The organism is Pseudomonas sp. GM49 (assembly GCF_000282355.1).
GTDB lineage: Bacteria > Pseudomonadota > Gammaproteobacteria > Pseudomonadales > Pseudomonadaceae > Aquipseudomonas.
In genome coordinates this window covers 1-11,661 of the sequence record NZ_AKJL01000081.1, presented here as the reverse complement: position 1 = coordinate 11,661, position 11,661 = coordinate 1, and the positions used below count along the sequence as shown (strand labels likewise).

Sequence of the window (11,661 nt, the reverse complement as noted above, 5' to 3'; positions counted from 1 at the left end):
AGCCTGCTCGCGATGGCGGCCTGCCAGCCGACCAATTTCTCACAGATACACGCAAATCAACCTGTGGGAGCGGGCTTGCCCGCGAAGACGGCCTGCCAGCCAACTAATTTCTTTCAGGTGTCCCCGGCCCAACTGTGGGAGCGAGCTTGCTCGCGATGGCTGCCCAACAGTCAACAGCGTTTATCGCCCAAGCCAACCATTCAGACCATTCCCACAAGACTTTCAGGTTGCCTGTCGGAAGCACGATCACTAGCCTCTGACGGTCGCTGCCAATTCAGCGACCGGGACTGCAAGCCCGCCAATAGTTTGTTAGGCGCCCACTGGCGCACCTATAATCGTGGCGCTTTTTTAGCGACCACCGATTTATGGTGGCTGTGTGCGGGAGATCTTCGGGTCTGCCGAGGTTGCCTAACGACTCGGTCTTGCAGACCTGCACACAGCTGCCACCCATCATCTGCAAGTGATGCTGGCTGCTCCAATTTTCGTTAGGAGCTTCACAATGATCAAACACAGTCCAAATCCCCCAATCGTCTCTGCCCAATTTTTACCATCCACCCTGGTGTGAATTCCGAAACCCTTCTAGTCCATGCCTTTGAAACGCTTACTTCGGCCAACGTGATGGCGACCGAGTTGTCATCCAGCCTGACCGGTCCGACGTGCAATCTGGTGCTCGGTATTCAGCAGATGATTGTCCTTGCACAGCTATCGGTGAGCGAGGTGCTGGATCACCTTGATCCGCAGCAATAGAGAACGAAAAAGCCCGCTGACCTTTACAAGGTTCAGCGGGCTTTTCTGGTGTTGCCGTCAGCTAATAATTACAAAGTACCAAACACCTTTTTCGCCAAACTGGTCGCCGCAGCCGCCGGGTTCTGGCGGATGGTTTCTTCCTGTTTGCCAATCATTTCGAACAAGCCATTCAACGCCTGCTCGGTAACGTAGTTTTCGACGTTGGCATTCTTCGCATCCACTACGCCCATTGTTGCGGCTTGTCCGGCGAACGAGTTGTACTGCTGGGCCAGGCCGACCTTGTCGGTGGCTTGCTTGACGATCGGCAGGAACTTGGCGCGGATCTGTTCGCGGCTGGTCTTGTTCAGGTATTGGGTGGCCGAGTCGTTGCCGCCGCTGAGGATGCCCTTGGCATCTTCCACGGTCATTTTCTTCACGGCATCGATGAGGATTGGCTGGGCCTGGGTCACGGCGGTTTCCGCCGCCTTGTTCATGCTGGCTTCCAGTTCATCGACCTGATCACCCATGCCGAACTGTTTCATCTTGCTCGCGACCTTGCCCAGTTTGCCCGGCAGTTCGATTTTCACGTCGGGGTTGTTGCTGAAGCCGCCCGGGGTGCCGAGTTGTTTCACGGCCAGTTGCGCGCCTTGGGTCAGTGCGTCCTTGAGTCCGCCAGTGGCGTCTTTCTGCGACAGGTCGCTGAGGGACAGCGCCAGGGCGTTGGCGCAGATCATCAAACCTGCGCACAGGCCGGCAAAACGAAGGGTAGGGCGGAGCATGGCAGCTTCCTTGTTCAAAAAAAGAGAGAATTAGCGAACGGCGTCGACGCGGACTTTCAGCGGTTGCGGGTCCTTGCCATCAAGACGCACGGCATGGTTTTCGGTGGTGATGAACATCAGCTTGCCGTCGACTTCGATGCGCGCGCTGACCGAGTAACGATGACCCGGCTTGACCTGCGCCGGATCGTAACTCAGATGAAACGGCAGTGGCACCTGGCCTTTGACCTGACCTTTCTGTTCGTCGAGGACAATGGCCGGTGTGTCGGCCAGGGACACGTCCTGCAAGCTCACGCTCAGGGTAGCGGTGGGCGGCAGGGCGCTGCGTTGCAGGTAAAAGACTTCGCCCTCGAGGCTGGCTTTCGGGGCAGGTTGCATGGATTGGCAGGCGCCGAGCAAAACCGTAAGCCCGAGGAGAGAGAGTTTTTTCATGAGGCAAATCCTTGTCATTGGCGCCCGAAGAAGACCGGCGCCAACGACAATTTAACGGATTTTACCGAGGATATCGCCCAACTTGCCTCGGGGGTGTTCTCAGACGAGGCTGACCAGCACTTCCTGCCCTTCTACATGATCGGCACCCAGTTCCACCTGGTGTTGTTGAGTGGTGGCGAAGATCAGGCGGTCTTCGTGGGTGATGCTCGCGCTGATTGCATAGGTATGGCCGGGCAGGACATCAGCAAAGCTGTACGTCAGTTTGAAGTTCAGCCCGGCTTTTTCTGCATTGGGAGTAATTTGTACGGCCAGCTCCTTCGCGACGACATCTTGCAGGCTGACATCCAGTAGTCGGACATGAAGAGTCGAGTTCGGCAACAGTGCAATCTTTTGCAGGTAATGGACTTTGCCACTGATGGTCATTACGGGTTCGCTGCTCATATTGATTTCCTTATCGATTGATCGTCGGTAGTGACGAGCGCCCAGCATAGGGTCAAGGCAGCGATTGCTATGTAGGGGAATGCCTGCGAACAGGGGCGAAAAGGAAGTGGCATGAGTCAGAAGCGTCCTTGCTTCAGCCATGAAACTTCCACGCAGAGATGTGAGTGTGTCAGAGCGGCGTGACCAGCTCCGCCGCATCTTCACTACGATGCAACGCCACCTGCCGGATCGACAAACGAATCTCCGCGGGCAGCACTCGTTTGGCCGCGCCTTCGGCCAGTTCACCGAGCAACTCGTGATAGCTCAGCTTGCCCGCTTCATCGCGCTTGAGCACGTCGAGGTCGAGCATGGTCTGGATGAAGTGGCGGAACAGGCTCTTGTCGAAGAACTCCGGGGCGTTCAGGCCATGCAGGATCGACAGGCGCTGGGCCATGACCGTGCACAGGTCTTCCAGTTCTTCGGCGCTGATGCTGTTCTGGCCGCTGTTGAGCAGCAGGGACACGGTCATGTAGAAGCGCTGCAGGGTCTGCGCGATGCTTTTCGACAGCAGGGTCAGCAGCACGAAATGCCGTGAGCTTGGCGCCGGGCGCAGGTACACATCGTTCTCGAAACGCAGCAGGCCTTGTTCGACGAACGCCTCCAGCCATTGATCGATTACCGCATCCAGTTCGTCCAGCGACCAGCGAATGAACAGCTCCGCTTGCAGGTACGGATACAGCGCACGGGTGTAGCGCAGGATCTGTTCGCGACTCATGCGCGAGGCGCTCTGGAAGAAGCTCGCCAGCAGCGCCGGCAGGGCGAAGATGTGCAGCACGTTGTTGCGGTAATAGGTCATCAGGACAGCGTTCTGCTCGTCCAGATAGAGGATCTTGCCCAGGGCATCGCTCTGCTCGGACAGCAGGTCCATGTCTTTCACATGCTTGATCAACGCCCGGCCATCGCCGTCCGGCAGGGTGGTGTGCGGCGAGTACGGCACCTTGCGCAACAGCGCCAGATACAGATCGAGCACCCGTGCCATGGCGCGGTCGTCCAGGGCCAGGCGGCTGGTGGACAGCAGTGCCAGGGCAACGAGGTTGACCGGGTTGATCGCTGCCGCTTCGTTCAGATGCCGGGCGACCTTCTCGCCGAGGCGGTTGGTGGTCTCGTTGAGCCAGGCCGGTCTGAACTGCGGGCCGAGTTCCTGTTGGCGCCAGTCCGGCTGTTCGCTGTCGAGGAATTCCGCGAGTTTGATCGGCTCGCCGAAGTTCACCGCTACCTGGCCGAAGCGCTGCTTGAGTGCGCCGATGACTTTGAAGATATCGAAGATCGATTCTTTCTTCTTGGCCGCACCGCGTAACTCGCCAAGATAGGTTCGACCTTCCAGTACGCGCTCGTAGCCGATGTACACCGGCACGAATACGATGGGCATGCGCGACGAGCGCAGGAAACTGCGCAGGGTGATCGCCAGCATCCCGGTCTTCGGTTGCAGCATGCGCCCGGTGCGCGAGCGGCCACCCTCGACGAAGTACTCCACCGGGAAACCCTTGGTGAACAGGGTGTGCAGGTATTCGTTGAACACCGAGGTGTAGAGCGGGTTGCCCTTGAACGTTCGGCGCATGAAGAAGGCACCGCCGCGACGCAGCAGGCCGCCGATCACCGGCATGTTGAGGTTGATGCCGGCGGCAATGTGCGGCGGGGTCAGGCCGTTGCGGAACAGCAGATAGGACAGCAGCAGATAGTCGATGTGGCTGCGGTGGCACGGCACGTAGATCACTTCGTGACCCTGGGCGACCTTCTGCACGCCCTCGATGTGGTTGACCTTGATCCCGTCGTAGATCTTGTTCCAGAACCAGCTCAGCACCACTTCCATAAAGCGGATCGCAGTGTAGGTGTAGTCCGAGGCGATTTCGTTGCCGTAGCGCAGCGCTTGAGCTTTGGCCTTCTCCGGCGAGATGTTCTCGCGTTCGGCTTCGTCGAGGATCGCTTGTTTGACCTGCGGCTGGTTGAGCAGGCCCTTGACCAGGTTGCGGCGGTGGGAAATGTCCGGGCCGATCACCGCGGCCTTCAGGTTGCGAAAGTGCACCCGCAGGATGCGTTGGGCCATGCGCACAGTGCGCTCGTGACCCTTGTTGTGCTCGATCAGTTCGCGCAAGTGGATCGGTGCGGAAAACTGCACGCGGGTCTTGCGCCCCAGCACGATGACGCTCAGCAAGCGCCGCAGGCGCCCGGTAACGGCCCAGCTGTCGGCGAACAGGAGTTTCCATGGGCTGTTTTCGCTGTCTGGCGACTGGCCCCAGAACACGCTGACCGGAATGATCTGTGCATCTTCGGCGGCGTTCTGGCTCAGGGCGCTGACCAGGCGTGTCAGTGTCGGCGGCGCGCCGCGCTTGTCCTGGCGACCGAGCCAGTCCGGGTCCGGTGTCAGGTAGAAGAACGCGGCGGGTTCCAGCAGGTTGCCCACCGATACCGGCAGCACCGGACGTGGCAGGCCGGCCTTGCTGCACTCGGTGTCGACCACGGCGAGATCGGTCAGCGAAGGGTTTTGCAGGACGTAGAACACCGGACGACTGCGGTCGAGGTTAAGGGTGAACGACGACTGGTTGATCGTCTCGGAGCGAACCCAGAGGTACAACAGTCGGCGCAGGGCGCCAAACACAAGACGGCGGAACGGGGAACGGGTCATACGGCTTCTGCGTGAGTGAATGAAACCAAGCGTTTGCTTGGGCGGCCGATAGTGTGCCGGATTCGTCGAAAATCGGCAAAAAAGCGTGGAAGTAAACTCCTGTTGAGAGTTTTGACGTCTGTCATATACTCGGCGCTCTGTCGCCGTTGCCCTCATGGGACCGGTATGCGCAGGCTGACGTTCCCGAGGCTTTCCTGCGAAAAGCCCGATCAATAATAAAAAGGGAGTATGAACAAATGGCAACACGCGAATCCGGCAATGTGAAGTGGTTCAACGACGCCAAGGGCTACGGCTTCATTCAGCGCGAGGACGGGGTGGACGTGTTCGTGCATTACCGCGCGATTCGCGGCGAAGGGCACCGTTCGCTGACCGAAGGCCAGCAGGTTGAATATGCGGTGGTCGAAGGGCAGAAGGGGTTGCAGGCTGAGGATGTGGTGGGGCTGTAAACCGGATCTTCAGTTCACTCAAAAACCACTGTAGGAGCGAGCTTGCTCGCGAAGAATTCAAGGACGCCGCGCGTTCCCGGAATTGGCGCGTTATCGTTGAAGACCATCGCGAGCAAGCTCGCTCCTACAGGGGCGGTGTTCAGGCCTTAAGCCGTTTTCCAGGTGATCTCTTCTTCACCATCGGCGCTGATGCGAATCCAGCGGTCCGCCGTCTCTTCACCTTCTTCCTCGACCCAGGTTCCCGGCGCGCAACGCACTTCGACGTTCAGCGCGGCAAACGCGGCGCGGGCGCAGGCGATGTCGTCGTCCCATGGTGTCTGGTCGCTTTCCAGGTACAGGCTGTTCCACTTGCCGACCGCTTTTGGCAGCCAGGTCACTGGCACGTTGCCGGCCTTGCACTTGTAGGTCTGGCCCTTCTGGACCCAATCCGAACACGGGCCAAGTGCCGCGCCAAGCCAGGCGGCAATGGCTTTGTGATCGACGTCGGCGTCTTTCAGGTAAATCTCGATATCGGGTTGGCGCATGGATGTCCTCACTGCGTGTCTGAAAAATCCATTCGCGGATTTAGCCGGCCTTGAGCCGTTGCCCAAGACCAAAAATGTTTGAAGTTATTGAAGAACGAAATAATCGTAGCGCATCGACACGGTGACCTCGAACGGCTCGGCTTGCTCGATGACCGCTGCCCGGCGCTCGGCACTGGCGCGCCAGCCGTGGGGCGTCATGGCCAGCAGATTGGCACGATCCTGACCACTGTCGAGCGCCAGCTTGAATTCCAGGGTTTCACTGTGCGCCAGCGCCATGCCTTCCGGCACCAGGTCCAGGTGCTTGTCGTCGATGTACTCGCGGACTTCATCGTACAGCCGCTCGCGCAGTTCCATCAGGTGGCCGCTGGTCGGCCCGACTTTCATCAGGCCGCCGCCGACGCTGAGCAGACGTTTGGCTTCTTCCCAGTCCAGCGGGCTGAAGACGCTGGCGAGGAACTGGCAACTGCCGGAAGCCAACGGCACCCGCGCCATGCTGGCGATCAACCAGGTGAGCTGCGGGTTGCGTTTGCAGGCGCGTTTGACCGCTTCGCGGGAGATGTCCAGGGCATAACCTTCGGCATCCGGCAGCGCCTCGGCGATTTGCGCGGTGTAGTAGCCCTCGCCACAACCGATGTCCAGCCAGCGCTGTGGTGCATAGCTGGCTGCCAGCTCCGCCAGACGCCTGGCCACCGGGGCGTAATGCCCGGCATTCAGGAAGTCGCGGCGGGCTTCGACCATTGCCTGGTTATCCCCAGGGTCGCGGCTGTTCTTGTGCTGAACCGGCAGCAAGTTCAGGTAACCCTGGCGCGCACGGTCGAAACGATGCCCGGCAGGGCAGACCACGCCGTTGTCCACCGCATTGAGCGGTTCGCTGCAGATAGGGCAGGCAAGCATCAGGCGAGCAACTTGATCAGAGTCTGGTAGTAGATTTCGGTCAGCACGTCGAGATCCGCTGCCAGCACGCGCTCGTTGACCTGGTGGATGGTCGCGTTGACCGGGCCCAGCTCAACCACTTGCGTGCCCATGGTCGCGATGAAGCGCCCGTCGGAGGTGCCGCCGCTGGTGGACGCCTTGGTGTCGCGACCGGTGATGTCCTTGATGCTCGACGACACCGCGTCCAGCAGCGCGCCGGGCTCAGTGAGGAACGGCAGACCGGACAAAGCCCAGTCGACGTGCCAGTCCAGGCCATGCTTGTCGAGGATGTCGGCGACGCGCTTTTGCAGGCCTTCGACGGTGGATTCAGTCGAGAAGCGGAAGTTGAACACCGCCACCAGGTCACCCGGGATCACGTTGGTCGCACCGGTGCCGGAGTTGACGTTGGAGATCTGGAAGCTGGTCGGCGGGAAGAAATCGTTGCCGTGGTCCCAGTGCTCGGCGGCAAGTTCCGCCAGGGCTGGAGCGGCGAGGTGGATCGGGTTCTTCGCCAGGTGCGGGTAAGCCACGTGACCTTGCACACCGCGCACGGTCAGCTTGGCGCCGAGGGAGCCGCGACGGCCGTTCTTGACCACGTCACCGACCAGGGTGGTGCTCGATGGTTCGCCGACGATGCACCAGTCCAGACGCTCCTTGCGCGCGGCCAGGCGTTCGACCACCGCCTTGGTGCCGTGGTGCGCCGGGCCTTCTTCATCGCTGGTGATCAGGAAGGCGACTTTGCCTTTGTGATTCGGGTAGTCGGCGACGAAACGCTCGGACGCGACGGTCATGGCGGCGAGACTGCCTTTCATGTCGGCGGCGCCACGGCCGCAGAGCATGCCGTGTTCGTCGATCAGCGCGTTGAACGGCTCGATCTGCCAGGCCGTCACCGGGCCGGTCGGGACCACGTCGGTGTGACCGGCAAAGCACAGCACCGGACCGTCGTCCTGGCCGTGGGTGGCCCAGAAGTTATCCACATCTTCGATGCGCATCGGTTCCAGGGTGAAACCGGCATCGCCCAGGCGCTGCATCATCTGCTTCTGGCAATCGGCGTCGATCGGCGTCACGGACGGACGGCGGATCAGGTCGATGGCGAGTTGGAGGGTCGGCGAAAGGTCGGCATGGGCCGTCATGGAAAACTCCGGAATCTGTAAATGTGTAGGAGCGAGCTTGCTCGCGATGGACGTTAACGATAATGCGTGCGATCTGTGTGACCGCGTTGTCCTTGCGTTTCTCGCGAGCAAGCTCGCTCCTACAGGTATTGGGGTCGGCCCTTGAGCCAAGCCCCGCAAAATGGCGGTTATCTTAAAGCAAAACGGCGACCATAGGCCGCCGTTTAGTGCATCCGCAGAGATTTAGACCGCTGGTGCCGTTTCAGGCTCGGCGGCCGGTTTCGGCAGCGACGACAGGAACGCCATGATCAGCGCCGCCAGATACGGCAGCGACTGCACCAGCAACATGGTGACCCAGAAGCGCATGTCGTTGCTCGGCATGCCGTTGACCAGATAAATCCCCAGCGCCGCGCTCCACAACAGCAGCATGATGAACATCTCCTCCCGGGCTTCCGAAATCGCTACCCAGAAGCCATGGTTGTCGGCGTTTTTCGGCGTACGGAAGAACGGAATGCTGCTGGTGAAGAAACCGTACAGCACCGCTTTTGCGATGGTGTGGGACAACGCCAGCCCGGCCAGCGCCGCGCAGAAGGCATCCTTCAGATTGACCCCGACCGCACGACGGTAGAGGAAAATGATCTTGGCAACCTTGAACACGAACAGCGCCAGCGGCGGGATCGCGAAAATCAGCAGTGGTGGATCGACCCGTTGCGGCACGATGATCATTGCCGCCGACCACAACAGCGCACCGACGGTGAAGAAGATGTTCATGCCGTCCGCCACCCACGGCAACCAGCCCGCGAGGAAGTGATAACGCTGGCCACGGGTCAGTTCAGTGTCCTTGCCGCGCAGCAGGCTGGCGGTGTGGCGCTTGATGATCTGAATCGCTCCGTAGGCCCAGCGGAAACGCTGTTTCTTGAAGTCGATGAAGGTGTCGGGCATCAGGCCTTTGCCGTAGCTGGTGTGGTAGTACGCCGCCGACAGGCCTTTCTCGAATACGCGCAGGCCCAGCTCGGCGTCTTCGCAGATGCACCAGTCGGCCCAGCCCAGTTCTTCGAGCACCGAGCGACGGGTCATGGTCATGGTGCCATGCTGGATGATCGCGTCACGATCGTTGCGGGTAACCATGCCAATGTGGAAGAAACCTTTGTATTCCGCGTAGCAGAGCTTCTTGAAGGTGCTTTCGTTCTGGTCGCGGTAATCCTGCGGCGATTGCACCACGGCGATTTTCGGGTCGGCGAAGTGCGGCACCATGTGCTTGAGCCAGTTCCGGTCGACGCAGTAGTCCGAGTCGATCACGGCAATGACTTCGGCGTCCTTGGCAGTATGCGGAATCAGGTAGTTCAGCGCGCCGCCCTTGAAACCAGCGAGCGGTGCAACGTGGAAGAACTTGAAGCGTGGGCCGAGGGTTGCGCAGTAGTCGCGCACCGGCTCCCAGACCGCCGGATCCTTGGTGTTGTTGTCGATGATCAGGACTTCGAAATCCGGATAGTCGAGGTTGGCCAGGGCGTTGAGGGTCTGTTTGACCATCTCCGGCGGCTCGTTGTAGCAGGGCACGTGAATCGACACTTTCGGGCGGTAGCTGGAATCGCCTTCCACCGGCAAAAACTCGCGCCGGCGCTTGTGCACCCACACCGCTTCGGCCAGTTCATGGGCTTCGGTCAGCAATACGATAAACACCCCGAGCGCACCGAGGGCGAGCAAGAAACCCACCGTCAGGCTGAACCAGGTACTGTATTGCTGGCTGTAGTCGTAACCGATCCACACCAGCACCGAACCACAGAGGAACGCAATGAAGGTCAGGAAGGTACGGCCGCGCTGGCGCAGGGCCGAGCCGTCGATCATCAGCAGGGTCAGCGACAACAGCGCCAACACCACCGAACCAATGGCCAATACGCGCCACTGCGGAATTGCCACCACCGGGCCTTCGAAGTTGAACTTCTGCTGGCGCGCGGCGTTGAACACGCCCCAGTAGGCGCCGACGGAGCCTTCGTCGCTGGCTTTCCACGGCTGGTCAAACGCTTCGATCACGAAGTAGTTGAAGCCCTGGCGGTTGAGCTTGTTGACCAGGGTGCGCAGGTAGATCGCCTGGTCTGCCGGTGAGGCATCGGCGCCACCGCGCATGCGGCCGTTGCTCGGCCAGCCCACTTCGGACAGCAGCAGCGGCTTTTTCGGGAACATCTTTTTCAGGTCGCGGGCGCGATCCAGAACGAACTGCTGGGCCTTGTCCACCGGAATGAACTCCCAGTAAGGCAGGATGTGCGCGGCGATCAGGTCGACGTGCTTGGCCAGTTCCGGGTGTTCTTCCCACACGTGCCACTGTTCGGACGTGGTCACCGGTACCTTCACGGCAGCGCGGACTCGGTCGAGCATGACGCTCAGTTCGGCGGCGGTGATTTCCTTGCGGAAGATCGCTTCGTTGCCCACCACCACACGAACCACGCTGCGTGAGGAGTTGGCGATTTCGATGGCGCGGGTAATTTCCCGTTCGTTGCGTTCCTGGTCCGGGCTGATCCAGATCCCCAGCGTCACCCGCAAACCGAATTCTTCCGCCAGTTTCGGGATGTCTTGCAGGGAGCCATCGACCGAGTAGATGCGGATGTTATCCGTCAGCTTGCTCATGATCTCCAGGTCACGGCGCATCTCATCATCGGACGGATACTGATCCTTCTGTGGGAATTGTCCTTGCTGGAACGGTGAGTAGGAGAAACCGGAGATCTGCTCCGGCCAGTTGGGGGCGGTGACCGGGCGATTGATCAGCGCCCAGAAGCCGGTAAACAAGGCTGCGATGGCGAGCACCACGACCAGGTTGAGTCCAAATTTACGCGATGACATGGTTATTTCAGGTTCCAAAGGCTGTGGAACGAAGGAACGGTTGGCTGCCGCCAAGGGGCGCGCATCCTACACCGGCAGCTCACTGAACGTACATCGGACAGGGAAATGCCTGACGTTGGGCAATTGGCTTTCACATAAGTTCTTACACTTGTCGCTTGAAACTTAAATCTTGTTGCTGCGAAGCCCTATAATGCGCGCCGGTTTTTGGGGTAATGGTCATGAGTACAGAAGATCCGCGGTTTGCTGGCATCGCCCGTTTGTATGGCATCGAAGGCCTTGAGCGCCTGAAAGCGGCCCATGTGGCGATCGTCGGCGTCGGTGGTGTCGGCTCCTGGGCGGCGGAAGCCATGGCCCGTTGCGGGGTGGGCGAGATTTCGCTATTCGATCTCGATGACGTCTGCGTCAGCAACGCCAACCGTCAGTTGCACGCGCTGGACAGCACTGTGGGCAAGCCCAAGGTCGAGGTGATGGCCGAGCGTCTGCGCGGGATCAATCCCGATTGCACGGTGCACGCGGTACCTGACTTCGTCACCCGCGACACCATGGCCGAGTACATCACTCCGAACATCGACTGCGTGATCGACTGCATCGACAGCGTCAACGCCAAGGCTGCGCTGATCGCCTGGTGCAAGCGCCGCAAGATCCAGATCATCACCACTGGTGGCGCGGGCGGGCAGATTGACCCGACGTTGATCCAGGTTTGCGATCTGAATCGAACGTTCAACGATCCGTTGGCGTCGAAAGTGCGTTCCACGCTGCGCCGCGACTACGGCTTCTCACGCACCGTGACCCGCC

At 60.2% G+C, this 11,661-nt stretch carries 11 protein-coding genes; 3 read left to right on the top strand and 8 right to left on the bottom strand.

What is annotated here, in order from left to right; translation table 11 throughout:
- The first annotated feature begins 540 nt into the window (after positions 1-540).
- Positions 541-747, top strand: coding sequence for a DUF6124 family protein (locus PMI29_RS0129955; RefSeq protein ID WP_338010185.1), 207 nt, complete (start codon positions 541-543; stop codon positions 745-747).
- Positions 748-815: 68 nt separating this feature from the next.
- Here the strand turns inward: PMI29_RS0129955 and PMI29_RS21575 are convergent, their stop codons facing one another.
- The 4 genes from PMI29_RS21575 to plsB form a co-directional block, all read right to left on the bottom strand.
- A complete protein-coding gene (locus tag PMI29_RS21575; RefSeq protein ID WP_007995770.1) occupies positions 816-1,505 on the bottom strand; it encodes a DUF4197 domain-containing protein in 690 nt (229 codons plus the stop codon).
- A 30-nt stretch (positions 1,506-1,535) separates the two neighbouring features.
- Entirely contained in the window at positions 1,536-1,934 is a 399-nt protein-coding gene (locus PMI29_RS21580; RefSeq protein ID WP_007995769.1) for a YbaY family lipoprotein, read from the bottom strand.
- Positions 1,935-2,033: 99 nt separating this feature from the next.
- Entirely contained in the window at positions 2,034-2,375 is a 342-nt protein-coding gene (locus PMI29_RS21585; RefSeq protein WP_007995768.1) for a YbaY family lipoprotein, read from the bottom strand.
- 169 nt (positions 2,376-2,544) lie between these two features.
- Entirely contained in the window at positions 2,545-5,037 is a 2,493-nt protein-coding gene (plsB, locus tag PMI29_RS21590) for a glycerol-3-phosphate 1-O-acyltransferase PlsB (RefSeq protein ID WP_007995767.1), read from the bottom strand.
- A gap of 236 nt (positions 5,038-5,273) precedes the next feature.
- Between plsB and PMI29_RS21595 the strand changes: the two genes are divergently transcribed.
- On the top strand, positions 5,274-5,483 hold the full coding sequence (locus PMI29_RS21595) for a cold shock domain-containing protein (RefSeq protein ID WP_007995766.1): 210 nt from the start codon (positions 5,274-5,276) through the stop codon (positions 5,481-5,483).
- 146 nt (positions 5,484-5,629) lie between these two features.
- Here the strand turns inward: PMI29_RS21595 and PMI29_RS21600 are convergent, their stop codons facing one another.
- The 4 genes from PMI29_RS21600 to PMI29_RS21615 all read right to left on the bottom strand — a co-directional run bounded on the left by PMI29_RS21600 (position 5,630) and on the right by PMI29_RS21615 (position 10,866).
- Entirely contained in the window at positions 5,630-6,007 is a 378-nt protein-coding gene (locus PMI29_RS21600; RefSeq protein WP_007978418.1) for a hypothetical protein, read from the bottom strand.
- 84 nt (positions 6,008-6,091) lie between these two features.
- Positions 6,092-6,901: a putative RNA methyltransferase gene (locus tag PMI29_RS21605; protein ID WP_007995765.1), complete on the bottom strand. Its 810-nt coding sequence runs from the start codon at positions 6,899-6,901 to the stop codon at positions 6,092-6,094.
- On the bottom strand, positions 6,901-8,052 hold the full coding sequence (gene dapE, locus PMI29_RS21610; RefSeq protein WP_007995764.1) for a succinyl-diaminopimelate desuccinylase: 1,152 nt from the start codon (positions 8,050-8,052) through the stop codon (positions 6,901-6,903). The genes PMI29_RS21605 and dapE overlap by 1 nt, the downstream gene beginning before the upstream one ends.
- 222 nt (positions 8,053-8,274) lie before the next feature.
- The gene (locus tag PMI29_RS21615; protein WP_007995763.1) at positions 8,275-10,866 is read right to left on the bottom strand and encodes a glycosyltransferase; all 2,592 of its coding nucleotides are present in this window, start codon (positions 10,864-10,866) and stop codon (positions 8,275-8,277) included.
- 212 nt (positions 10,867-11,078) lie between these two features.
- On the opposite strand from PMI29_RS21615, the gene PMI29_RS21620 reads away from it, so the two are divergent.
- Positions 11,079-11,661: tRNA threonylcarbamoyladenosine dehydratase (locus tag PMI29_RS21620; protein WP_007995762.1), on the top strand; the 583-nt coding region annotated here is incomplete at its 3' end.

What these genes read in the sequence shown, in the direction of transcription:
- PMI29_RS21575 (WP_007995770.1), bottom strand. Translation starts at nt 1,505, where the DNA reads ATGCTCCGCCCTACCCTTCGTTTTGCCGGCCTGTGCGCAGGTTTGATG.
- PMI29_RS21580 (WP_007995769.1), bottom strand. Translation starts at nt 1,934, where the DNA reads ATGAAAAAACTCTCTCTCCTCGGGCTTACGGTTTTGCTCGGCGCCTGC.
- PMI29_RS21585 (WP_007995768.1), bottom strand. Translation starts at nt 2,375, where the DNA reads ATGAGCAGCGAACCCGTAATGACCATCAGTGGCAAAGTCCATTACCTG.
- plsB (WP_007995767.1), bottom strand. Translation starts at nt 5,037, where the DNA reads ATGACCCGTTCCCCGTTCCGCCGTCTTGTGTTTGGCGCCCTGCGCCGA.
- PMI29_RS21595 (WP_007995766.1), top strand. Translation starts at nt 5,274, where the DNA reads ATGGCAACACGCGAATCCGGCAATGTGAAGTGGTTCAACGACGCCAAG.
- PMI29_RS21600 (WP_007978418.1), bottom strand. Translation starts at nt 6,007, where the DNA reads ATGCGCCAACCCGATATCGAGATTTACCTGAAAGACGCCGACGTCGAT.
- PMI29_RS21605 (WP_007995765.1), bottom strand. Translation starts at nt 6,901, where the DNA reads ATGCTTGCCTGCCCTATCTGCAGCGAACCGCTCAATGCGGTGGACAAC.
- dapE (WP_007995764.1), bottom strand. Translation starts at nt 8,052, where the DNA reads ATGACGGCCCATGCCGACCTTTCGCCGACCCTCCAACTCGCCATCGAC.
- PMI29_RS21615 (WP_007995763.1), bottom strand. Translation starts at nt 10,866, where the DNA reads ATGTCATCGCGTAAATTTGGACTCAACCTGGTCGTGGTGCTCGCCATC.